General features: G+C 61.9%; 22 protein-coding genes. 10 read left to right on the top strand and 12 right to left on the bottom strand.

Features of this window, described 5'->3' with window-relative positions; all coding sequences use genetic code 11:
* Positions 1 to 23: 23 nt before the first annotated feature.
* Positions 24 to 437, top strand: coding sequence for a universal stress protein (locus MGEO_RS05350; RefSeq protein WP_085635689.1), 414 nt, complete (start codon positions 24 to 26; stop codon positions 435 to 437).
* 12 nt (positions 438 to 449) lie between these two features.
* Entirely contained in the window at positions 450 to 1547 is a 1098-nt protein-coding gene (locus MGEO_RS05345) for an alpha-hydroxy acid oxidase (RefSeq protein ID WP_085635688.1), read from the top strand.
* 3 nt (positions 1548 to 1550) lie between these two features.
* Here MGEO_RS05345 and MGEO_RS05340 read toward each other — a convergent pair whose 3' ends face one another.
* The 4 genes from MGEO_RS05340 to MGEO_RS05325 form a co-directional block, all read right to left on the bottom strand.
* Positions 1551 to 2480, bottom strand: a complete 930-nt coding sequence (locus MGEO_RS05340; RefSeq protein ID WP_085635687.1) for a mechanosensitive ion channel family protein — start codon at positions 2478 to 2480, stop codon at positions 1551 to 1553.
* Between the two features lie 169 nt (positions 2481 to 2649).
* Positions 2650 to 3417: an ATP-binding cassette domain-containing protein gene (locus MGEO_RS05335; RefSeq protein WP_198948085.1), complete on the bottom strand. Its 768-nt coding sequence runs from the start codon at positions 3415 to 3417 to the stop codon at positions 2650 to 2652.
* The gene (locus MGEO_RS05330) at positions 3417 to 4493 is read right to left on the bottom strand and encodes an ABC transporter permease (RefSeq protein ID WP_085635685.1); all 1077 of its coding nucleotides are present in this window, start codon (positions 4491 to 4493) and stop codon (positions 3417 to 3419) included. The genes MGEO_RS05335 and MGEO_RS05330 overlap by 1 nt, the downstream gene beginning before the upstream one ends.
* 132 nt (positions 4494 to 4625) lie before the next feature.
* The gene (locus MGEO_RS05325; protein ID WP_085635910.1) at positions 4626 to 5645 is read right to left on the bottom strand and encodes a sugar ABC transporter substrate-binding protein; all 1020 of its coding nucleotides are present in this window, start codon (positions 5643 to 5645) and stop codon (positions 4626 to 4628) included.
* 193 nt (positions 5646 to 5838) lie between these two features.
* Here MGEO_RS05325 and MGEO_RS05320 point away from each other — a divergent pair, with 193 nt between their 5' ends.
* Positions 5839 to 7038 (top strand): ROK family transcriptional regulator, encoded by a 1200-nt coding sequence (locus tag MGEO_RS05320; RefSeq protein ID WP_085635684.1) that lies wholly within the window; start codon positions 5839 to 5841, stop codon positions 7036 to 7038.
* Positions 7039 to 7046: 8 nt separating this feature from the next.
* Here the strand turns inward: MGEO_RS05320 and MGEO_RS05315 are convergent, their stop codons facing one another.
* The 8 genes from MGEO_RS05315 to MGEO_RS05280 form a co-directional block, all read right to left on the bottom strand.
* Positions 7047 to 7838 (bottom strand): arylamine N-acetyltransferase family protein, encoded by a 792-nt coding sequence (locus MGEO_RS05315; RefSeq protein ID WP_085635683.1) that lies wholly within the window; start codon positions 7836 to 7838, stop codon positions 7047 to 7049.
* Between the two features lie 18 nt (positions 7839 to 7856).
* A complete protein-coding gene (locus MGEO_RS05310; protein WP_085635682.1) occupies positions 7857 to 8813 on the bottom strand; it encodes a VOC family protein in 957 nt (318 codons plus the stop codon).
* Between the two features lie 7 nt (positions 8814 to 8820).
* Positions 8821 to 10125 (bottom strand): TRAP transporter large permease, encoded by a 1305-nt coding sequence (locus tag MGEO_RS05305; RefSeq protein WP_085635681.1) that lies wholly within the window; start codon positions 10123 to 10125, stop codon positions 8821 to 8823.
* Entirely contained in the window at positions 10122 to 10625 is a 504-nt protein-coding gene (locus MGEO_RS05300) for a TRAP transporter small permease (RefSeq protein ID WP_233139668.1), read from the bottom strand. The genes MGEO_RS05305 and MGEO_RS05300 overlap by 4 nt, the downstream gene beginning before the upstream one ends.
* A gap of 3 nt (positions 10626 to 10628) precedes the next feature.
* Positions 10629 to 11603: a TRAP transporter substrate-binding protein gene (locus MGEO_RS05295; RefSeq protein ID WP_085635679.1), complete on the bottom strand. Its 975-nt coding sequence runs from the start codon at positions 11601 to 11603 to the stop codon at positions 10629 to 10631.
* Between the two features lie 93 nt (positions 11604 to 11696).
* The gene (gene ligM, locus MGEO_RS05290) at positions 11697 to 13103 is read right to left on the bottom strand and encodes a vanillate/3-O-methylgallate O-demethylase (RefSeq protein ID WP_085635678.1); all 1407 of its coding nucleotides are present in this window, start codon (positions 13101 to 13103) and stop codon (positions 11697 to 11699) included.
* Positions 13104 to 13126: 23 nt separating this feature from the next.
* The gene (locus MGEO_RS05285; protein ID WP_085635677.1) at positions 13127 to 13855 is read right to left on the bottom strand and encodes a GntR family transcriptional regulator; all 729 of its coding nucleotides are present in this window, start codon (positions 13853 to 13855) and stop codon (positions 13127 to 13129) included.
* 131 nt (positions 13856 to 13986) lie between these two features.
* Positions 13987 to 14880 (bottom strand): helix-turn-helix transcriptional regulator, encoded by an 894-nt coding sequence (locus MGEO_RS05280; RefSeq protein WP_085635676.1) that lies wholly within the window; start codon positions 14878 to 14880, stop codon positions 13987 to 13989.
* 75 nt (positions 14881 to 14955) lie between these two features.
* Here MGEO_RS05280 and MGEO_RS05275 point away from each other — a divergent pair, with 75 nt between their 5' ends.
* Genes MGEO_RS05275 through MGEO_RS05245 form a run of 7 tightly spaced genes read left to right on the top strand, consistent with a single transcriptional unit; the run spans position 14956 to position 22885 of the window.
* Positions 14956 to 16449 (top strand): aldehyde dehydrogenase family protein, encoded by a 1494-nt coding sequence (locus MGEO_RS05275; protein ID WP_085635675.1) that lies wholly within the window; start codon positions 14956 to 14958, stop codon positions 16447 to 16449.
* 13 nt (positions 16450 to 16462) lie between these two features.
* Complete coding sequence (locus tag MGEO_RS05270; protein ID WP_085635674.1) at positions 16463 to 17665, top strand: amino acid ABC transporter substrate-binding protein; 1203 nt, start codon at positions 16463 to 16465, stop codon at positions 17663 to 17665.
* Between the two features lie 54 nt (positions 17666 to 17719).
* Positions 17720 to 18586, top strand: coding sequence for a branched-chain amino acid ABC transporter permease (locus MGEO_RS05265; protein WP_085635909.1), 867 nt, complete (start codon positions 17720 to 17722; stop codon positions 18584 to 18586).
* Positions 18583 to 19524, top strand: coding sequence for a branched-chain amino acid ABC transporter permease (locus MGEO_RS05260; protein ID WP_211297937.1), 942 nt, complete (start codon positions 18583 to 18585; stop codon positions 19522 to 19524). Before MGEO_RS05265 ends, MGEO_RS05260 begins: the two co-directional genes overlap by 4 nt.
* A complete protein-coding gene (locus tag MGEO_RS05255; protein WP_085635672.1) occupies positions 19521 to 20258 on the top strand; it encodes an ABC transporter ATP-binding protein in 738 nt (245 codons plus the stop codon). The genes MGEO_RS05260 and MGEO_RS05255 overlap by 4 nt, the downstream gene beginning before the upstream one ends.
* Positions 20251 to 21405, top strand: coding sequence for an ABC transporter ATP-binding protein (locus MGEO_RS05250; protein ID WP_085635671.1), 1155 nt, complete (start codon positions 20251 to 20253; stop codon positions 21403 to 21405). The genes MGEO_RS05255 and MGEO_RS05250 overlap by 8 nt, the downstream gene beginning before the upstream one ends.
* 4 nt (positions 21406 to 21409) lie before the next feature.
* On the top strand, positions 21410 to 22885 hold the full coding sequence (locus tag MGEO_RS05245) for an aldehyde dehydrogenase family protein (protein ID WP_085635670.1): 1476 nt from the start codon (positions 21410 to 21412) through the stop codon (positions 22883 to 22885).
* The last annotated feature ends 1 nt before the right edge of the window (position 22886 follow it).

Genomic DNA, 22886 nt, shown 5'->3' with positions numbered 1-22886 from the left:
CCTTTTCCGACAGGAGACCCGACATGTACAACAAGATCCTCGTTCCCATGGCTCTCGATCACGGCATTTCGCCCCAGACGCTTGAAGTGGCACGGGTGCTGTGCTCCGAGGGCGGAGAGATTGTCGCCCTTCACGTCTACGAAGCGCCGCAGGGAACCGTCAGCGCATATCTGGACGAAGACGTCGTCAAGGCCGGGTATGAACGCGCCCGGGAACGGCTGCACGAAAAGATCGCCGGTATGGACGGCGTGAAACCCGCTCTGGTCAAAGGCCATTCCGCGCGTACGATTATCGACTATGCCGAGGAGCACGGGTTCGACTGCATCGTGATCGGTTCGCACAAACCGGGGTTGAGCGACTTCTTCCTAGGCTCGACAGCTGCGCGGGTGGTGCGCCACGCACCATGCGCCGTGCATGTCCACCGCGACACCGACTGACCCCGTCCACAAATGGCCCCAGCCGACCACATTCATTCCGCCGAGGATGCCCGGCGGCTGGCCAGACGCCGTCTGCCGTGGATGGTTTTCGACTATATTGACGGGGCAGCCGGGCGTGAAACCGGGCTCACCCGCAACCGCGCGGCACTGGATGCGCTGACCCTGCGACCCCGTATCCTGCGGGATGTGAGCCAACGGTCCTTGGCGACCACGCTATTCGGCGCAACCGCAGACCGCCCTTTCGGCATTGCGCCAATGGGCATGTGCAACCTCTCCTGCCCCGGTGCAGACCTGATGCTGGCGCGGCTCGCGCGGGATTTCAAAGTGCCTCATGGCGTGTCGACTGTGGCCTCCACCCCGCTTGAGACGATCATCGAGGTCGCCGAGGGACACGCCTGGTTCCAGATCTATTTCAGTGGCGATGGCAGCGGTACGTTCAAACTGGTCGAACGCGCCCGCGATGCTGGGTACGAAACGCTGGTGGTAACCGTGGATGTACCCGAGGTGGGCCGCCGCCCGCGTGAGCTGCGGCGCGGGTTCAAGATGCCCTTCCGCATCGGCCCCAGCCAGTTCGTCGATTTCGCCCTGCACCCGCGCTGGTCGATCTCCACCCTGCTGCATGGCCGCCCCGAAATGGCGAATTTCCAGATGCCCGGCTACAGCTTTGACCGCACCGAAAGCCGCGCCAAGGCGGATTGGGATACGCTGGCGCGAATGCGCGACATGTGGCCCGGCAAGCTGGTGGTCAAAGGCGTGCTGGATGCCGAAGACGCTCTGCGCCTCAAGAACAGCGGCGCGGATGCCATTCAGGTCTCAAGCCACGGCGCAAGGCAGTTGGAAAGCGCCCCGACGCCGGTCGAGGCGCTGCTGGCCATCCGCGAGGCGGTTGGCCCTGACTATCCGCTTTTCTTCGACAGCGGCCTGCGGTCCGGCGAGGACGCGCTCAAACTGCTCGTCCACGGTGCGGATTTCTGTTTCTTCGGACGTATCCTGCAATTCGCCATGGCAGCGGGTGGCGAAGTGGGGCTGCGCCAGATGTGGTCCGTCCTCAGTGACGAGATGAGCATCGCCATGGCGCAGACCGGCATGACCGGACTGCAGACCGCCTGACGGTCACTGCACCGCGATCGGCTTGGCCTTGCTCTTCTGTTCGGCCTCGTCACGCTGCATGACAAGCGTCCGCGTCGGGAACGGAATATCGACACCCGCCTTGTCCAGCGCCTCTTTCACCTTGCGCTTCATATCGGCCTGATACTGGAAATAGACCGACGCATCGCACCAGACGCGCACAAGGAAATCCACGCTGCTGCTGTTGAGGTTGTTGACCTGAATGAACGGCTCCGGGTCCGTGTGCGACCGGGGATCGGACATGATCGTGTCACGGATCACCCGCTCCGCATCTGCCAGATTGGCGCCATAGTCCACACCGAATTCCCATTCCGCGCGACGGGTTTTGTAGCCGGAATAGTTCTTGATCGTGTTGCCCCAGACCTCGGAGTTCGGGACAACCACCTTCACGTTTCCGACATCCGCGATCTCGGTGTAGTTCAGCGTGATTTCCTTGACCGTGCCGACCACGTCATTGACCTGCACGAAATCGCCGTTCTTCAACGGCCGGAACAGGATCAGCATCACCCCCGCCGCGACGTTGGACAGCGTTCCCTGCAACGCCAGACCAATTGCCAGACCGGCAGCACCAATGACGGCCACCACAGAGGTCGTCCGCACCCCGAATGTGTTGAGCACGAACAGCGCGGTGAAGGCCAGAACCGTGTATCGCGCGATGTTGCCGAAGAAGACGAAGAGCGTGTCATCCAGGCTTGCATGCATCTGCCCGATCCGCGTGATGCGGCGGCTCAGAATGCCGGAGATAATGAAGCCCGCACACAGGATCAGAATGGCTGCAATCGTATTGCCCAGCAGCGACAGCATGGCTTCCAGTGTCAGCAGGTCGGCAAAGGATTTGCCGTTGTAGATCTCCATCGTGAAGATCGACGCGATCTGGTCCCAAACACTTGTTGCGACGGCTTCTACTTCTTCCATGCGGGTCTGTCCTGTGTTCCATACGTTTTGCGCGGCTCACGGCCACGTTTGCCAGTGCAAACGCATGACCGCCCTCCCGGTTCCCGAGCACGCAAAAAAGAATTTGACCATTTGGTAAAAAAAACGGCCCGGCAGGTCCACCGGGCCGCATTCGCAATATCGGCTGAGATCACGCCGCTTCCGGTGCTTCCTTCGCCCCCGTCATGAACGCGACCGCGTCGGACATGGTGTAGTCCTTGGGGTCTATCACGCAGAGCCGCTTGCCCAGACGGTGCACGTGGATGCGGTCCGCAACCTCGAACACATGCGGCATGTTGTGGCTGATCAGGATGATCGGAATGCCGCGCGATTTCACGTCCTGGATCAGCTCCAGCACCTTACGGCTTTCCTTCACCCCCAGCGCGGCTGTCGGTTCGTCCAGAATGATGACCTTGGACCCGAACGCCGCCGCACGGGCCACGGCGACCCCCTGACGCTGGCCCCCGGACAGGGTCTCCACCGCCTGGTTGATGTTCTGGATCGTCATCAATCCCAGTTCCGACAGCTTTTCGCGGGCGAACTTCTCCATTGCGGGCTTGTCCAGTTTGCGGAACCACTTGCCCATCACGCCCGGCATGCGCAATTCGCGCCCCATGAACATGTTGTCGGTGATCGACAGAGCGGGCGACATGGCAAGCGTCTGGTACACGGTCTCTATCCCGGCATCGCGTGCTTCGATGGGAGAGGAGAACCGCACCTCCTTGCCTTCGAGCGTCACAGTCCCCTCATCAGGGACAACCGCACCCGAGACCGCCTTGATCAGTGTCGACTTGCCTGCCCCGTTGTCGCCAATGACCGCAAGGATCTCGCCGGGATAGAGGTCGAAGTCGCAATGGTCGAGCGCCGTCACCTTGCCGTACCGCTTGACCAGATTCCGTCCTTTGAGAATGGGTTCCATTATGCTGACACCTTTCTGATCCATTGGTCGACAGACACAGCCGCGATGATGAGCGCACCGATGAGAAGGAAGGTCCATTGCGGGTCGGCCCCCGCCATGCGCAGACCAAGTTCAAACACCCCCACGATAAGCGCACCGAAAAACGCGCCAAGGATGGAGCCGCGCCCGCCAAAAAGCGAGATTCCCCCGATCACCACAGCGGTAATGGACTGGATGTTGCCCATCATCCCCGTCGAAGCCGAAGGCGACACCGATCCGAAGCGACCGATCATGACCCAACCCGCAAGGGCACAGATAAAACCGACCAGCATGTAGACTGACATCAGCGTCTTGTGCACATCCACACCGGCAAGCTGAGCGGCTTCCGGGTCATCGCCCACCGCATAGACATGACGGCCCCATGCCGTGTTGCGCAGGACATACGCCAGCAGCAGAACCAGCAGGATCATCACCAAAACGCCCAGCGTAAAGGTCGCGCCGCCGATCTGGAACTTGTAACCCATGAAGTGCAGGAACGGAGCATTCGCCTCGATGTCCTGTGCCCGGATCGTTTCATTACGCGAGAACAGGTAATTGGCCGCCAGAACGATCTGCCACATGCCCAGTGTCACGATGAAGGGCGGCAGCTTGACCCGGCTGACGAGCCACCCGTTGAGCGCGCCGATCGCCGTCCCGATGGCAAGCCCTGCTGCAACCGCCATCGGTGCCGGAAGGCCGTAGCGGAACGTGAACTGACCCATGATCACAGACGAGATCACCGCCATGGCCCCAACCGAAAGGTCGATTCCGGCGGTCAGAATGATAAGGCTCTGCGCCGCCGCCAGAACGCCGACAATCTGCACCTGTTGCAGGATCAGCGTCAGGGCAAAGGGCGAAAAGAATTTGCTGCCCAACGCGATGCCGAAAATGATGATCGCCGCGACAAGGACGATCAGCGGAACAAGCGCTGGGTTTGTGTGCAGCAGATCGTGCAGTCGTCCGACAAAGCCTTTCTTGTGGTACTCGAAAGAGGCGACATCGGTCGATGCACCCGAAAGTGCGGACTCGTAATTGTCATTGGTGCGGTCAGAGGCCATGAGAGCTACTCCTGCCAGAAAAACCGGATCGCCATCGCGCCGCGTGCGACGGATGGCGGATTACACCCGGTGTTGTGGTGAATTGACAAGCCGTGACCGGAGGGCGCGGCGCGCCCCCCGGCAAAAGCGGGATTAACCCCAGCAGCGTGCGAGACCTTCCTCGACACTGATCGACTCGACACCATCAACGGGCTGGTCGGTGACGAGGCCAACGCCTGTGTCGTAGAAGTTCTTGCCTTCGGTCGGCGCGGGCTTTTCACCAGTTTCCGCGAATTTGGCGATCGCCTCGATGCCCAGCGACGCCATCAGCAGCGGATACTGCTGCGAGGTTGCGCCAATCACGCCATCGCGGACATTCGCGACACCGGGACAGCCGCCATCCACCGATACGATCAGGACGTCGTCTTCACGGCCCAGTGCCTTGAGTGCTTCATATGCACCAGCGGCGGCCGGTTCGTTGATGGTGTAGACCACGTTGATGCCCGGATCGGATGCGAGCAGGTTTTCCATGCCCTTGCGGCCACCGTCAGCGGCACCGTCGCTCACATCATGCCCGACGATCCGCGGATCGGTTTCGTCACCCCACTTGTTGGGATCACCCAGATCGATCCCGAACCCTTCGAGGAAGCCCTGGTTGCGGAGAACGCCCACGGTCGGCTGCGAAATATTGATATTCAGAAGACCGATCTTTGCCTCCGAAGCCGCATCGCCCAGCTGCGCGCGCGCCCACTGACCGATCAGCTGACCGGCTTTGTAGTTGTCGGTGGCGAAGGTCATGTCGGCGGCGTCAATCGGATCCAACGGCGTGTCGAGCGCGATCACGAGGATGCCCTGGTCGCGGGCCTGCTCAACAACCGGAGCGATGGCCGCAGGGTCAGACGGCGTGAGCAGGATACCTTTGGCACCATTGGCAATGCAGGTCTCGATTGCGGCAACCTGCGTTTCGTTGTCACCATCGATTTTGCCCGCATAGGTGTTGAGCTCGACACCCAACTCTTCCGCCTTTGCGGCGGCGCCTTCGCGCATCTTCACGAAGAACGGGTTGGTGTCGGTTTTGGTGATCAGGCATGCGCTGACACCGTGGCCACCCGCAAGGGCTGCACCGGACATGGACGCCAAAGCAACTGCCGAACTCAGTAGAAGTTTTTTCATGGTTTCCTCCCAGAAATCAGATTTTTTAAGCATCGGGCCTGCATGAGCCCGTTCCCCCTGCCCGCAAATTCCGCTGCAGGTTGACGCCGAAAAGGCCAGATAATGACGGCTCTGTCAATAAATAAATAAACTTTATTTATTAAATATAGTCTGGCATCTTACGCAGATGCATTTCGCAGGGTAATGTCGCGCCATGGATGGTGGGAAGATCAGGACAGCAAGCGGCGGTGTGAACCAAAGCGGCGTGCGCAATCACAATGAGCGCCTGCTTCTTTCCATGCTGCAGCGCCGTGGCCCGATGCCGGGAATCGAACTCGCGCGTCTGACCGGGCTGTCGCCCCAGACGGTGTCGGTGATCTTTCGAAAGCTGGAACAGGATGGCGTTCTGCGCCGGGGCGAGCCGATGCGCGGCAAGGTGGGCAAGCCCTCTATTCCGATGGAACTGTCTCCGGATGGCGTTCTGTCTCTGGGCCTCAAGATCGGGCGCCGCAGCGCTGACCTGCTGCTGCTGGATTTTACCGGAAACGTCCGGGCGCAGACATCGACCAGCTACGCATACCCCCTGCCCGACGAGGTCTTTGCCTTTCTAGAAGCGGGAATGCAGTCCCTGTTGGGAGAGCTGTCCGAAGACGCGCTGACACGGCTCTGCGGGATCGGAATCGCGGCGCCGTTCGAGCTGTGGAAATGGAATGATCTGATCGGCGCGCCGACCCAACAGTTCCAATCCTGGAAAGATCTGGATTTCAGCGCACAGGTCGCCCGCTTCAGCGATCTTCCGGTGTTTGTCGTCAATGACGCAACTGCGGCCTGCCGGGCGGAACACCTATATGGGCGCAACCATGGCTTCCGCGACTATGCGTATTTCTTCATCGGGTCCTTCGTCGGCGGCGGGGTCGTGGTCAATGACACGGTGTTCGAAGGCAATCAGGGAAATGCAGGGGCACTCGGGTCAATGCGCAGCACCGGTCCGCTGGGGGAAAGCCGCCAGTTGATCGACGTCGCCTCGATCCACCTGCTCGAAGACAGGCTGGAACAGGCAGGGCTGGACCCCCGCGTTCTTTGGCACCAACCGCAGGACTGGAGTGATCTGAACCGCTATGTCGAGCCCTGGATCGGTGAAACGGCGCAGGAACTGGCCAAAGCATCGCTCTCGGTCTGCGCGGTGATCGATTTCGAAGCGGTGCTGATTGACGGGGCCTTCCCGGAGCCGGTTCGCAATGAACTGGTCGAACGGGTCCGGCGCTATCTGGTCAATCAGGATACCCGTGGTCTGATTGCGCCGCAGATCGAACCGGGCAGCATCGGTGGAAACGCGCGGGGCATCGGTGCGGCGAGCAGCCCGATCTTTTCGCAGTTCCTGCTGAACACCAATGCCGGGCTCGCCGCTTTTTGACCATTTGGTCAAAAAAGCCCTTTGCGGATCAGTGCGTCCTCAAGCCCCGGAAGTGGGTCGATCCCGAACGCGTCCTGCAGGCAGGACCGAACCGCATCCGGAGTTTGCAAAGTCTCGGCCTCCGGCGCCCTGCCGTCTGCAAATCTGCGAAATGTCGTGCCGTCCAGCACCAAGCGCGTGTCACCGCTGTGGCGGGTCACGATCAGGGTGCGGGTAAAGAGCGACCCCGGCAAGGTCGCGGCCAGCCAGTTGCCCGCCTGCACATCCGACATCGTGGTCATCTCGTCGGTAAAGGCATAGAGATCGCGCCAATCGCCCCTGCCCACCTGTCGGCTCAGAACGGTGCCCAGCCCGTCCCGAGGTGCAATCCGCAGGTCGGGGCCATCTGATCCCAGAAGCAGCGGGGCGGTCGGACCCGGACCGCCAAAGCCCACATCGACGAGGTACTCGTCCCCCCCGATCCGCACGAGGCACAAACAATGGCTGCGCGGCCCCGGCGCGTCTCGCTGCCAGAGCACCCGCGCCATCCGGAGCCGGGCGTCGAACCCCAGCGCGCGCAGACCAGCGCAGAGGAGTGGGTTCAGCTCGACGCAATATCCGCCACGCCTTTGACGAAGAATCTTCTCTTCCAGCGCGTCAAGACTGATATCGGGAACATCGCCGCAGAAAACGGTCAGGTTCTCAAAGGGGATGCGGTCCAGATGCGCACGCGTGATCTTGGTCAGGCTCTCCAGTGTCACGGGCAGGTCAGAGGACAGCACAAGACGGGACAGCCACGCATCGACCATGTCGTGGGACATTACATCCACGGTGGTCCGTCAGCCCTCTGCCGGAGGTGTGCCGTGGGTGTGGAAGGTCTCAATGGTCTTGAGCCCCCACGCCTGCCCCTTCTTTCGCTCATCCTCGGTCCAGGTGACGGTTTCCCAGTCAGGCTGCAGGATCAGGCGCGCACCAGCGTTGGCCAGTTCGATACGGTTTCCGGCAGGCTCCCACACATAGAGGAAGAAGGTCCCCTGAATGGCGTGCTTGTGCGGGCCGGTTTCGATGTGGACGCCGTTTTCAAGAAAGATGTCGGCCGCGCGCAGGATGTCTTCGCGCTGATCCGTGGCGTAGGTGACATGGTGCAGGCGATTGCTGCCCCGGCCGTGTTCTTCGGTGCAGGCCAGATCGTAGGTCTTGTTGTTGATGGTGAACCAGCACCCCCCAAGCCGCCCGTTGTTGAGGCGGATCTGTTCGGTCACGCGGCTGCCCAGGCAGGTCTGCATGAAGTCGCGGAACTGGGTCACGTCCTCGGCCAGAAGGTTCAGGTGATCGATCCGACGCGGCGACACACCCTGCGCGTGGAAACGGCTCGACATGTTCTTGAGGGCGGGCCGGTCCTCGGGCGGCGGGTCATATTTGACCGTGTCCCAATACAGCTCGAACACGTGGCCGAACGGATCCTCAAAGCGGTAGGCCCGGCCATGGCCGAGATCCCCCTCGACCCAGCCATGGGTCTTGTAGCCCGACGCCTCGATCGCTTTGACGCGCCGCTCCAGCGCAGCCTCGGAGGACATGCGGTAGCCGATATGGGCAACGCCGGTCGTGTCGGATTTCGTGAGCTTCATCGAGTGAAACTCGTAATCGTCCCACGCCCGAAGATACGCGCTGTCGCCCTCCAATGCGGACAGCTTCAGCCCGTAGACGCGGGTGAAGAAATCAAGGCTCTCGTCGAACTTGTTGGTCAGGACCTCTACATGGCCAAGATGAGCAACGTCAAAGCAGGGTTCGGTCATGGGTGCCTCAATTGATCATGGTGTTTGGCAGAAAGAGTGAAATCTGCGGGAAGGCGACAAGGATCGCCAAAGTTACCAGCATCATCACCCAGAACAGGATGACCCCGGTAAAGATGCGCCCCAGCGACACGCCCGGTGCCACCGATTTCACGATGAAGACGTTCAATCCCACAGGCGGGGAAATCAGGCCCATTTCGAGCGCCAGCACGACCAGAACGCCGAACCAGATCGGGTCGATGCCCAACTCCAGCACGATGGGAAAGAAGATCGGCAACGTCAGAACCAGCATCGCGAAGCCTTCGAGGAAGCACCCAAGCACAATGTAGATCGCAAGGATCACCAGCAGGCTGCCCGTCGCCCCGAGTTCGAGCGAGACAAAGAACTCACCAACCAGCTCGGTCATATGGCTCAGCGCCAGAAAAGGGTTGATCATATGCGCGGCGATCAGGATCAGCATCACTGTTGCGGTGGTCACGACGCTGTCCTTTGCCGCAGACCAGAGCATCGACAGTTTGAGCTTCCGGGTAACCGCGCCGATGACAATCACGGCCCCTGCCCCGACAGCCGCTGCTTCAACCGGTGAGAACAGCCCGCCATACATGCCGCCGATGGTCAGGAAGATCACGCCGACAATCGGCCCTGCGCCACTCAGCGCGCGAAGTTTTTCCCCGAAAGTGGTGCTGGGCCCTGCCGGACCGAAATCGGGACGCAGCATGCAGAGAACGGATACCGCGAGGACAAAAAGCGACAGGAGCAGGATGCCCGGAAGAACCCCGGCGAGGAACAGGCGTCCGATGGATTGCTCGGTCAGGATCGCGTAGATTACGAAACCCGTTGACGGCGGGATCAGGATGCCCAGCGTGCCACCGGCCGCGACGACACCTGTGGACAGGCGATCATCGTATTTGAACCGCTCCATCTCGGCGAGGGCGACCTTGCCCATCGTCAGCGCCGACGCCACGGACGATCCGGACAGGGCTGCAAAACCGCCGCAGCCGATCACCGTTGCCGAGGCGAGACCGCCCCGGATGGAGCCGATTACCGCATAGGCGGCGTCGAACAGCTGGCGGCTCATGCCCGTGTGCGACGCTACGTTGCCCATCAGGATGAAGAGCGGGATCACCACCAGTTCCGGCGACGATGCCAAAGTGAAAGCCTCGGATGCCAATAGCGAAGTTGCGGCATTGAGCCCATTCAGCGCCCAGATGCCCAGAAACCCCACAACGAACATCGCAAAGGCCACGGGCACCCGCAGGATGAGCAGCGCGAAGAGAGCGACAATGCCCAGGAGACCGGCGACGGATGCGCTCATCGTTTGATCTCCGTCCGCACATCCCGGCCTGTCGTTGCCAGCTCAACCGCGCGCAGTGCGAGCCCCAGCGCCGCCAGAAGCATGAAGGCGATGGTCGCCCACTGGAAATACGCCTTGGGCAGATACAGAAGGTTTGTCGAAAGGTTCAGCATGACTGACAGCTTGGCGCTTGCCCATGTCGCCCAGGCCAGCGTGGCAAAGATCACCGCCCCGATCGCGGCGACGGAAATATCGATGGCCCGGTTCATGCCGTCCGGGAAATAGCGCTCGAACAGATCGACCGAGATATGCCCGCCCATGCGGTCACAGAGCGCCATCGGAGCGAAGACCAGGATCACCGCTGCCATGGTGGTGATGTCCTGTCCGCCATAGAGTGGGTTGCCGAAGGCGCGACCCACCACATCGACAAGGATCACGACGACGATCAGAATGAGCGCCGTCGAGCCAATTGCAGCGGACAGGCCGATCAGCCTGTCCGCAAGGGTGCGTATCCGCTCCAAGATTTATTCCTGCATCGCGGCCAGTGCGGCTTCGCCACCAACACTGGCGACATATTCCGCCACAACGCCGGACACGGCATCGGCAAAGGCCTGTGCCTGTTCCGGGGTCAGATCGACAAAGGTGTTCTTGCCGTCCTGACGCGCCCGCGCCACGCCTTCTTCGCCAGTGGCGTTCCAGGCGGTCTCGGCATTGTTACCAAGAGCGCAGCCGCTGTTTGCGTCGAATGCGGCCTTCGCGTCGTCGGACAGTCCGTTATAGGCGTTCTGGCCCATGACTGCGAAGAATGCGAGGCGGCCCAGCGGGGCACCGATTGTGAAGGCGTCGGCCACTTCATCGAGTTTGAAGTCGTTGAGCGTGGACGAGCCTGTGAACACGCCGTCGATCAGGCCGGTCTGCAGGGCGTTGTAGACTTGGTTGATCGGCATCTGCACAGGGGTCGCGCCAAGCGCTTCGGCCACTTTGCCTGCGGTTGCACCCGCGACACGGATCTTGAGCCCGGCAAGATCTTCAGGCGTGCGGACGACCTTGTCCTTCATGATCATGATGTTGGGTTCAGAGGTCCAGAGCGCGACCGGAACGGTGCCCGGGAATTCGCCCGAGATTTCGTCCATCGCATCGCAGAGCGCGTCAGCACCGGACTTGCCCTCGGGGACAACACCCGGCAATTCGACGATCATGGTCTTCTGGAACTGCTGCGAGGTGTAGCCCGGCAGCCCCCATGTGATGTCTGCCACGCCCTGCACGGCGCGGACATACTGCTCGACCGGGCCGGCACCCAGCTCACCGCCATGATAGCCGCGGACCGTCAGGCTGCCGCCTGTCGCCGCCGACAGATCGGCGTTCAGCTTTTCGATCACACTGGCGTTGACCGTGTGGAACGGCGGCGTGAAGTTGGCGAATTTCAGCTCTTGCGCGGCGGCCGGAACGGCGGCCGCCAATGCGAGCGCGGCACCAACAAATGTAGAACGTAGTGTCATGTCTTCCTCCCTTGACTGGCCTGCATCCTGTCAGGCCGATTGAATGGTTGCGGCGGCCCTTCTCTGTGACCGCCGCAGACCTCGTGTTGCCGATCAGCTGGCCTTGGTGCGCCAGCTGTCCGCCGCATAGCTTTCCCGCGCCTCGCTCGAATACGGCGTCGGAGAGACCCGAACCCGAATCTCGGCCTGCTTGTGCTTTTCGGTGGATGTCTTGGCGGTGTCGTCGGATTCACCCCAGCGCAGCGTCAGCACGTCACCGATTTCGACGCTCTGATCGACCACGCCGAGCGACAGCACACAGCGTTCGTTGTAGCTGTAGCCATTGAACATGCTCATACCGACCATCTTGTCGCCATGCATGACCATGTCAGCAGAAGACGACGCGTAGTTCGGCTGCGGGAAATCGATCCACTTGTACGGAGTCCCCTCTTCGAAGGCCGATGCGATCACCTTGAGCACATCTTCCTTGTTCCACTCAAAGGTCACCTTCTTCCGGTTGGTGCCGCTCTCTTTCATCTTGAGAAGGGCATCCTTGCCTATGAAGTCATCCTTTTTCCACCCGATGTAGAAGTCGTAGCCCAATTCGAACGGATTGACATAGTAATCTTCGATATTGTCGCTGATGAAACTGCCGCCGATGGCGCCGGCCGCTTCGTACATGTCGGTGCCCAGCCAGTCGCGGTAATCGGCCAGCATGCCGTCGCCGGTGTAGATGCCCGGAAGCGGCGACGGGATCCAGCCCGACTCGAGCGTGTTGGTCGAATAGGCACGGCTTCCGCACTGGACGAGGTCGACGCCCGCATCGCGCGCCGCTTGAAGAATGGTCGAGTGGATGTAGTGCTTGTCCTCATACGGACCCCAGACTTCGAGACCCGGCGCGCCGGACATGCCATGGCGCAGCGCCTGCACTTTCTTGGAGCCGATATTGATCCAGTCGACATGGAAGAACTTGATGTCCGGGATCGGGCCGCCGTTCATCTTTTCAAAGATCTTCGGCGCGTCCGGACCCTGAATCTGATAGCGGTAATGGGTGCGCAGGACGCGTTCGCCCTCGGGGCGCGACGTGGAGCGGGGATCGTGCTTGATCCGGACGTTCCACTTGCCCCAGGCAGCGGCGAACATCAGCCAGTTCGAAGTCGGCGCGCGGCCCACGAGGATGAATTTGTCCTGACGTTCGCGGAAGATGATGTGGTCGCCGATCACATGGCCGGCAGGCGTCACCGGGACGTAGTGCTTGGCCCGGTTCAGATCGAAATTCGAGAAGCTGTTGATGCCGTGATAGGCAAGGAATTCTTCCGCCTGAGGCCCTTCGACGATCAGTTCGTCCATATGGTGCGACTGGTCGAAGAGAACGGCAGAATGGCGCCACGCTTCCTGTTCAACACGCCAGTTGCGGAATTCCGGCGTAACAACCGGATACACATACATCCCGATCTGGGAATTCCGAAGCATTTCAACGGGATTCCCCCATTCCTTCATCTTATCAGACAAGCTGGGCATAGACGTGATCTCCTCCTAGGATCTTATTCGGCTGATAGAAGTGACAGGCCGGGAACCCGCGTCGCGACCCCCGGTCCTGCGTTGGCCAGGTAGTCAAGGTTGCGCCGCGCAAGGCGGGCGTGTTCGCGTGACAGGGCTTCGGCCCTTGCCCCTTCCCGGGCCACGATGGCTTCGAGAATGGCGCGGTGCTGGCCCTGAGCAATGACCAGGGATGCGCTGAAATCCGGGATCAGTTCCTGTTCGCGCAGGAACGCACTGGGCGAGGCCAGCGGAAGCTGGCTGATCCGGGCGACCTCGCGTTCGATGATCTGACTGCCCGACATGCCCGCAAGAAGCGCGTGAAACCGTGCGTTTTCATGGACATATGCATCGAAGTCAATGTTGTCGGGCTGCATCAGAGCGCCATCGATCGCTTCAAGGACGTAGCGCGCTTCTTCCAGTTTGACCGGATCGGCACCGCGCTCAGCCGCCAGACGCGCTGCGGTGCCTTCGATGACCCCCCGAAGCTCGATCGCGTCGTTGATGTCATCGAGCGTAAAGCGCGCCGCGCGGCAGCCACCGGTTTCGATGCGTTCCAGCAACCCTTCGGCAACAAGCCGGTCCATCGCCTGACGCAGCGGCGTTCGCGAGATCCCGAGCCGCTCGGCAAGAGCGACTTCCGGCAACCGCGCGCTGGCTGCGAATTCACCGCTCATTACAAGCGAGCGAAGACCCAGCAGCGCCTTGTCGAACTGCGTCTTACGATCTGACATGCACCCCCCAGTGCAAACCGCCTCCCCGCGGCATTCTGGCACTCTGGCTATTCTGTATACAGAAATCTGTCAATCAGTAAGTTTGAGGCGATTTTTCGCCTTATGAGGATATTTCTGTATACATTATTGATTTAGGGCCAGTCGAATGGGCGTCCCGGATCGGACACACCAAGTTCGGTGCCCTTCTGAAATGCCGCGCGATAGGCACCCGGAGGTTGCTGCGCGTGACGCACGAAGAATCGGTTGAACTGGGCGGACGAGCCAAAGCCCAGCGCGCTCGAGATTTCGTTGATCGACCGGCCCGACGTTTCCAGAAGCAGCCGCGCTTCGATCATCACGCGTCGGTCGATGATGTCTTTCGGACCAAGATCGCGGACCCGGCGACAGATGTCGCCAAGCCGGTCACGGGTGAGGCCCAGACGTTCGGCGTAGTCATTCACAGTCCAGCGTTCCCGGAAATGCCGTTCGACAAGAGTGCTGAACCGGGTGAAGGCGCGGTGTGACGGGCTGGCCCCGCGCGGACCGCCCGAAAACGACTGGGCCGAGCGGAAGATCTCGATCAGGATCACCCGGAGATAGGCTTCGACCACCACATGTGCCGCAGCGGCGTCTTCATCGAGTTCGCGCCGGATCCCTGCAAAAGCGGTGCGCAGCGCAGCGCGTTTTTCGGAAGCCTGCCTGAGCGGAACGCTGATGTCGTGATCGGCAACGTCGCGAAGATCGCGCGCCTCTGGAAGGTGGCCGATCGTGTTGCCCAGCACGCTTGCGTTGAGGAGCACGTAGGCCCCTACCGCCCCGGCCTCGAACCTGAGGCGCAGACCTTCGCGCCACGGGCGCCAGGCCAGCGCCGGCCCCTCGATGCGCTGCGCGCCTTCGGCAATGTCGACGGCCCCGTCTTCAAGCAGAATCGCACACCAGGACGGCCCGCGCAAACTCTCGGCCAAGCCCACAATTCTGGGTCGCAGCGGACCCTCAACTGCCCCGGCGCGCACGGTTGCGGAGTCGTGCAGTTTCTGATCCGGCATACATATTCCCACAAAACGATAATCATTTGCTGCAGAATATCATTTACTCTGCCATTCTCCGAGCGATTTTATGAAATGGCCGAGGGGATACGGCCTGCGTTCAGTGAGCCTGGGGAGGAGCACCTGTACGAAACCCGCTTGATAATTGCCGGGCGTCACGTCGCGCCTGACCCGGTTGTTGCGTTTGAACGCCGACACCCGGTGTCGGACGCCATTGTGACCCGTGCCGCGGCTGGCCGCGCCGCCGAGGCGCGCGCTGCGGCGGCGGCTGCAGCCAATGCATTCGCAGGGTGGTCGGCCTTACCAACCCGAGAGCGTGTCGGTCTTCTGCAAAGCGCAGCGGACGCGTTGATCGCCCGTGTCGATGAGGTGGTCGAAATCGCATCGGCCGAGGTGGGATCGGCCCCTGACTGGGTGCGTTTCAATGTCGATCTGGCCGCAGGTATGCTGCGCCAGACATCGGACCTGATCGAAGTGATCGACGATACAGCGTCACCGATCCCCGGACATACTCTTCGCCGACGGCCTTGTGGCGTCGTGCTGGGGATCGCCCCGTGGAACGCGGCGGTCACCCTTGCCACACGGGCCGTGGCCGCGCCGCTGGCCTGCGGAAACACCGTTGTGCTGAAGGGGTCGGAGCTTTGCCCGAAAACCCACGAATGGGTCGCGGATACAATCTGCGGTGCGGGCCTGCCGCCCGGCGTTCTGAACTACATCACCAACGCGCCCGACCATGCAGAAGAGGTGGTCGAGGCGCTGATTGCCCACCCTGCCGTGCGTCGGGTGAATTTCACCGGATCGACCCGGGTGGGCCGCGAGATTGCCGTGACGGCGGCACATCACCTGAAACCCTGTCTGCTGGAGCTGTCGGGCAAAGGCACGGCAATCGTTCTGGCGGATGCGGATTTGGACCTGGCCGCGCGTGCCATCGCGCATGGCAGCTTTTTCAACCAGGGCCAGATCTGCATGTCGACGGAGCGGATCATTGTTGCCGATGCAGTTGCGGATGATTTTGCCGGGCGGTTGGCGAACGAAGCCGAGGCCTTGCGGTTTGAACCGGGTCAACCCGGACCGCTGGGCGCGCTCATCAGCCCCGCAGCGGCGGTGCGTTTGCGTGCGATGATCAACGACGCCCTGTCGAAAGGGGCCGAACTGATCACCGGCGGCGAGTTGTCCGGGGGTGGGATACAGCCCGCCGTGCTCGACCGGGTCGCTCCGGGGATGATGTTCTACGACGAAGAGGCGTTTGGCCCGATCACCGGGATTATCCGCGTGGCGGATGCCGAAGAGGCGCTGGCGTTGGCCAATGACACGGATTTCGGCCTCGTCGCTTCGGTTTTCAGCCGTGACACAGAGGCGGCGCGCGACATGCTCTGCCAGATCGAAACCGGGATCGGCCATGTCAACGGATCAACCGTTTACGACGATCCCCGACTGCCCTTCGGCGGGGTCAAAGCCTCGGGCTATGGCCGTTTTGGCGGGCGTGATGCGGTGCATGAATTCACCGAATGTCAGTGGATCGCAATCCACGACACGGCTCAATCAAACGACACAACAAACGATCAATAAGGGAGGAAGACACATGAAACGCAGAGAACTCTTCGGACTGGCCGCCTCAATGGCCCTTGCTGCGGGTCTGGCAGGCCCGGCTGCGGCGCAGGACGCGCTGAAGATCGGGGCGGTCGGCCCCAAGACAGGTCCGCTTGCGGGCGGTGCGGCGGTGACATTCTGGCCGAACGTCCAGCTTTGGGCGCATGATGTGAACGAAGCCGGCGGCATCGACGTGGGCGGCACCAAGCGGATGGTCGAGATCATCGAATATGATGACCAGACCAACCCCGGCGAAACCATCAAGGCGGTGCAGCGTCTTGCCACACAGGACGAAGCCGATTTCATCCTTGCGCCCTACGGCACCGGTTTGAACATCGCGTCCGCGCCGATCTTTGAGCGCTATGGCTACCCGATGGTCACGCACACGGCGATTTCCGACCAGATCGAGGATCTGTCGGGCAAATTCCCGAACATGTATTTCCTGCTCGGCGGTGCGACCGGCCTTGCGGGCGGCGTGGTCGAGGTGCTGAGCCAGATGCGCGAAGCCGGTGAGATCGGCAGCAGCGTGGCGATGGTCAACGTGGCCGACGCGTTCGGTATCGAACTGGCCGAAGCGGCACGTCCGCAGTTCGAGGCAGCCGGGTTCGACATCGTGTACGACTCGTCCTACCCGCTGGGCACCCAGGATCTTTCGCCCGTCATCAACGGCGCAAAGGACGCCAATCCGGATGCCTTCGTGGCGTGGTCCTACCCGCCTGACACGTTTGGTCTGACCGAGCAGGCACAGATCGCGGGTCTTGCGCCCAAAGCGTTTTACACCGCTGTGGCCACCGCCTTCCCGGCCTATGCCGGACGGTTCGGCGCTGCTGCTGAAGGCGTGCTTGGTGCAGGCGGCGTCTATGCGGATGGCGACGCGTTCAAGGACTACGCGGCGCGGCACGAAGCCGTGACCGGCGCCAAGCCGGACTACTGGGCGTCCGCCCCGGCCTATGCCTCGTTCCAGATCCTGCAGATGGCCATCGAAGGCGCGGGTACGACCGACAAAGCAGCCGTGGCCGAGTACATCGCCAACAACGATTTCGACACCGTGATCGGGCCGATTTCGTGGGACGAGAACAACTCCAACGCGGAATACTGGACGGTGGGCCAGTGGCAGGGCGGCGTCTTCAAGGGCGTGGCCTCGACCGGACGTGACGGTGCGGTTCCGGCGCAGCCGAAGACCGGCTGGGAATAATCCCGTGTCGGCCCCGGCATGTCCGGGGCCGTCCACACCAATCCCGGAGACCACATGGATATTCTGATCACAGGGCTCTTGCTGGGCGGCACCTACGCACTGATCGCGATGGGGCTGAACCTGCAATACGGCATGGCAAGGATCATGAACCTCGCCAATGGGGAATTCCTTGTGGCCGGGGGGTTTGCCGCCTTCTGGTTCTACACGGCCGGGCAGGTCAGCCCGCTTCTGACGATCTTCATCGTTGCGCCACTGGCCTTTCTTCTGAACTGGCTGGTGTACGTGGTGATGCTGCGGCCGCTGGTGAAGCGCGCCAAATCCCATGGCCAACTCGAGGTTGATGCGATCCTGACCACCTTTGGCCTCGCCTTTGTATCGGTTGGCATCATGCTGGCTCTCTTTGGCGGAGACTACTTTTCCTATTCCTATCTCGCCCGGCCCATTACCCTGATCGGGGACACCTACGCTCTGAACCGCGTGACGGCGGCTGTGGCGGCGGTGATCATCTGCGGCGGTTTGTGGCTTTGGCTGAACCGCACCCGCGCGGGCATGTCGATCCGGGCAATTGCCGTCGATCCGAAAAGCGCGCGGCTGGTGGGTATCGACGTGCCGAAGCTGTCGGCGCTTGCCTTTGCGCTTGGCGGCGCGGTGACGGCTGTGGGCGGGGCTTTGATCTCCACTTTCCTGACGCTGGATGCCTCGACCGGCGTTCTCTTTACGCTCAAGGCACTGGTGATCGTGATCATGGGCGGTGTGGGTGACGTGCGCGGCACCATTGTTGCGGCGCTTCTCCTCGGTATCCTGGAGACCTTTGTGGCGACACTGATCGACCCCGGTCTGACCTTGGCTGCTGCCTATCTGCTCTTTGTGCTGATCCTGCTGTTCCGTCCACAGGGCCTGTTCGGGAGGCGCACGACATGAGCATGACCAAGCGCGACTGGCAATCCATCACGCTCTCGGCGGTCCTGCTGGCGGTTGCCGCCTGCCTGCCCCTGACCGGCGACGCCTACATGCTGTCCATCGGCATCACCATCGCGATGTATGCCGTGCTGGCGACAAGCTGGGCGCTGTTTTCCGGCCCGACGCATTACATCTCTCTCGCCACGGCCGCGTTCTTTGGCCTTGGCACCTACACCACGGCCATTGGGATCGAGAACGGACTGAACTACTGGGCGACGCTGCCCATCGCTGCCGTTCTCGGCGCTGTTCTGGCGGCACTTGTCGGACTGGCGACGCTCCGCCTGTCGGGGGTCTATTTCGTGATCTTCACGCTGGGTCTGGCCGAGCTGGTGCGTCAGGTCGTGACATGGGGGCAGAACGTGTCCGGGCAGAAAGGCCTCTATGTTCTGACCGACATCACCGAGGTGCACATCTACTGGCAACTGCTGGTGCTTGGCGGGATCGTCTACCTGACGGGCTGGGCCATCGGACGGTCGCGGCTTGGGTTCGCCCTGCGCATCATCGGGGATGATGAAGAGGTCGCGCGCCATTCCGGGATCAACACATCACGCGCCAAGATCCTTTTGTTCATGGTGTCAGGAGCCACCGCAGCGGTGGTCGGGTCGATGCTCGCCCCTCGCTATATCTACATCGAACCTGCGCTGGCCTTCACGCCGATGCTGTCGTTCCTTGTGGTCATCATGGCGCTCCTCGGTGGCACAGGTCGGCTTTGGGGGCCGCTTGTCGGCGTGATCCCCTTCACCCTGCTGTGGGAGGCAATCTCGGCCAGCTTCCCGAACCAGACGACGCTGCTTCTGGGCCTCAGCTTCCTTGTCATCGTGTACCTGCTGCCACGCGGGTTTGTCGGACTGATCGAAAGCGGCAAGCGCAGGATGCGGGAACGGGAGGCCTTTGCATGACTACCGGTCCCACAGTCCTGTCCCTGCGTGGTGCCACCAAACGGTTCGGCGGGCTTGTCGCCGTGAACGACATGGATTTCGACGTGACCGAGCACGAGGTGCTGGGCCTGATCGGCCCCAACGGGTCGGGCAAATCCACGACGCTCAACCTGATCTCTGGCGCGTTGAAACCGACCGAGGGAACGATTTCCCTGCGCGGCACACCGATTTCGCATCTTTCAGCCGCAGACATTGCGCGGCGGGGCATTGCCCGGACATTCCAATTGGTGCGGCTTCTGCCGTCCATGACGGTGCTCGAGAACGTCCGTGCGGGTGCCGTGTTCGGCCATCGCCGCCGTTGGGGCGCCGAGGCGGATGCCCATGCGATGCGGATGCTGGCACTGGTGGGGCTAGACCGACGGGCGAACGCCCATGTGGGCGAGTTGACCTATATCGACACCAAACGTGTCGAGCTTGCCCGCGTTCTGGCGTCAGAGCCGAAGGTACTGCTTCTGGACGAATGGCTCGCCGGGTTGAACCCGACCGAGCTTGAGGAAGGTATCGCGCTGATCAAGCGGCTGCGCGACGAGGGGCGCACCATCATTCTGGTCGAGCATGTGATGGACGCGATCCGATCGCTCTGCGATCGCTGTGTTGTCATGTCCACCGGCACCAAGATCGCGGAAGGTACCCCCGAAGAGGTGCTGTCCGACCCCGAAGTGATCCGCGCCTATCTGGGGGATGACGATGCTTGAGGTTCGCAATCTCTCGGTCAGCTATGGCAAGCACCGCGCGTTGGACGGCGCATCGCTGCGTGTCGGCAAAGGCGAGATCGTCGTCATTCTGGGGGCTAACGGCGCCGGAAAGTCGACGCTTCTCAAAGCGATCTGCGGGATTTGCGAAGGGCATGTGGCCGGTCAGGTGTCGCTGCAGAACGCCGAACTGGTGGGGGAAAAACCGCACAGGATCGTCGAAGCGGGCATTGCTCTGGTGCCAGAGGGCCGGGGGGTTTTTGGCGATCTGACGGTCGAGGAGAACCTGACGCTTGGGGCCTACGCCGAACGCGCACGTGACGAAGAGGCCGGCAATCTGCAACGTGTGCTGTCGCTGTTTCCCAAACTGCAGGAGCGCCGCAAGCAGACCGTGCGCACCATGTCGGGGGGCGAACAGCAGATGGTCGCCATCGGTCGCGCGATGATGTCGAACCCGTCGATCCTTGCGTTGGATGAGCCATCACTCGGGCTGTCGCCGCTGCTCTGCAAAGACCTGTTCGAAAGCCTGCGCGTGGTCAAACAGGCGGGCTTGGGCATCCTATTGGTCGAACAGAACGCCAAGCAAAGCCTGCGCATCGCAGATCGCGGCTATCTATTGGAGAACGGAACCATCGTGCACGAGGATGATGCAGAGCGGCTGGCGAATGACCCGGCGGTGCAGAAAGCCTATCTGGGCGGCAGCGGAGCCGCGACCGGGGCCAAGCGCCCTGCCCCGGTGGCAGCGCCGAAACCCGCAAGCCCGCGCCCGGCGTCTGGGCCGAAGCCGAGCGATATTGCAGCAGCCGCCATGAAGTCGGTCAGTGCTCCGGCGCGTCCGGTGCCAGCGGCCAAGCCCGCAGCGCCAGCGCCCAGACCAGCGCCCGTGACCAACGGCACGGCCCCTGCCCCAAAGCCCAATGCGCCGAACATCTCGGATCTGGTGGCCAAGGCCAGTGCGACCGCATCACGCCGCAACGGCGCAATGCCGCCACCGCGTGCGCCCGTGCCGGCGCCTGCGCCAACACAACCCGCGCGCCCGGCGCAGCCCGCGATCCCGGACTTCGCGTCGTCGTCGGATCGGTTGCGCGCGATGATCGAAGATATCGAAGCGGCCGCCCGCCGCGCCGAAAGCTACAAGCCAAGGAGATAACGCCATGCTCGACTCCACCGCCTCTGCGCCCACCATCCGCGGCATGTATATCGGAGGAAGCTGGGTGCCCGCCGCGCGCACCTTTGATGACCTGAACCCATCGGACAATTCGCTGTTCGCCCGCATCCCGGATGGCAGCGCCACCGACATGGACCGCGCGATTGCAGCTGCGCAGGCCGCATTTCCGGAATGGTCAGGCAGGACGTTTCAGGAACGCGCCAAGATGCTGCTGCGCATCGCGGATGTCTGGGAAAGCCGCAAGGACGACTTCATCCATGCTGTGATGCACGAAGGCGGCGGGTGGTTCGGCAAAGGTGTATTCGAGGCCGGGTTCGTGGCCGAGATTTTCCGAACATCCGCCTCGCTCTGCTATCAATCCACCGGGGAAGTCCTGCCTTCCGCAGACGGCAAGGTGTCGATGGCGACCCGCTGGCCGCTCGGTGTGGTCGGCGTGATCTCACCGTGGAACATGCCGGGCATCCTCACATCGCGCGGATACGCAGCGGCGCTGGCGGCGGGCAATTGCGTTGTGCTGAAGCCATCCGAGGACACGCCCTATTCAGGCGGATTGTTCCACGCCGAAGTGCTTGAGGAAGCGGGCGTTCCGGCGGGTGTGTTCAACGTGGTCACCTGTTCGCGCGAAAGCGTGGGCGAAGTGGGCGATGCGCTGATCGAAGACCCGCGAGTAAAGGGCATTTCCTTCACCGGTTCGACCGCTGTCGGTCGCCACATCGCGGCGAAATGCGGTGCGCATCTCAAGAAGTGCTGCGTTGAACTGGGCGGCAAGGACTCGATGATCGTTCTTGAAGATGCCGATCTCGACAAAGCCGCCGAGGCCGCAAATTTCGGCTGCTTCATGCACCAGGGTCAGGTCTGCATGTCCACCGAGAAGCTGCTGGTCCATGAAAGCGTCTATGAGCCGTTCATGCAGAAATTTCTGGCCCGCGCGGGCAAGCTGAAGACGGGGCATGTGAACGACAAGTCCAACACGCTTGGCCCACTGGTGAACACCCGTCAGGCGCACCGGGTCAAGGCGCTGATCGACGATGCGGTTGCCAAGGGCGCGCAGGTGGCTCTGGGCGGCAATGCGTGGGACAATTTCGTGGAACCCACTGTGCTGACCCATGTCGATCGCGACATGGACATCTGGCACGACGAAACCTTTGGCCCGGTGGTGGTGGTGATCCCGTTCCGCAGCGAAGATGAAGCGATCGAGCTGAACAACGACACCGAATACGGCCTGACTGCCGCAGTCTGGACCGCCAATGAGGGCCGCGCTCTGCGCATGGCCGGGCGGCTTGAGACCGGGATGGTCCATGTCAACGACCAGAACATCAACGACGAACCGCAAGTGCCGTTTGGCGGTGTCAAAGCGTCAGGCGTCGGCCGCTACGGCGGGCGCTGGTCGCTGGATGCCTTTACCGAACTCCGGTGGATCACGCTTGAACGCGGCGGTCGCCATTACCCGCCGGTCTTTTGAT

This window comes from Marivita geojedonensis (assembly GCF_002115805.1).
GTDB lineage: Bacteria > Pseudomonadota > Alphaproteobacteria > Rhodobacterales > Rhodobacteraceae > Marivita > Marivita geojedonensis.
The sequence above is the reverse complement of the archived record's forward strand: the minus strand, read 5'-3'. Positions and strand labels throughout refer to the sequence as shown.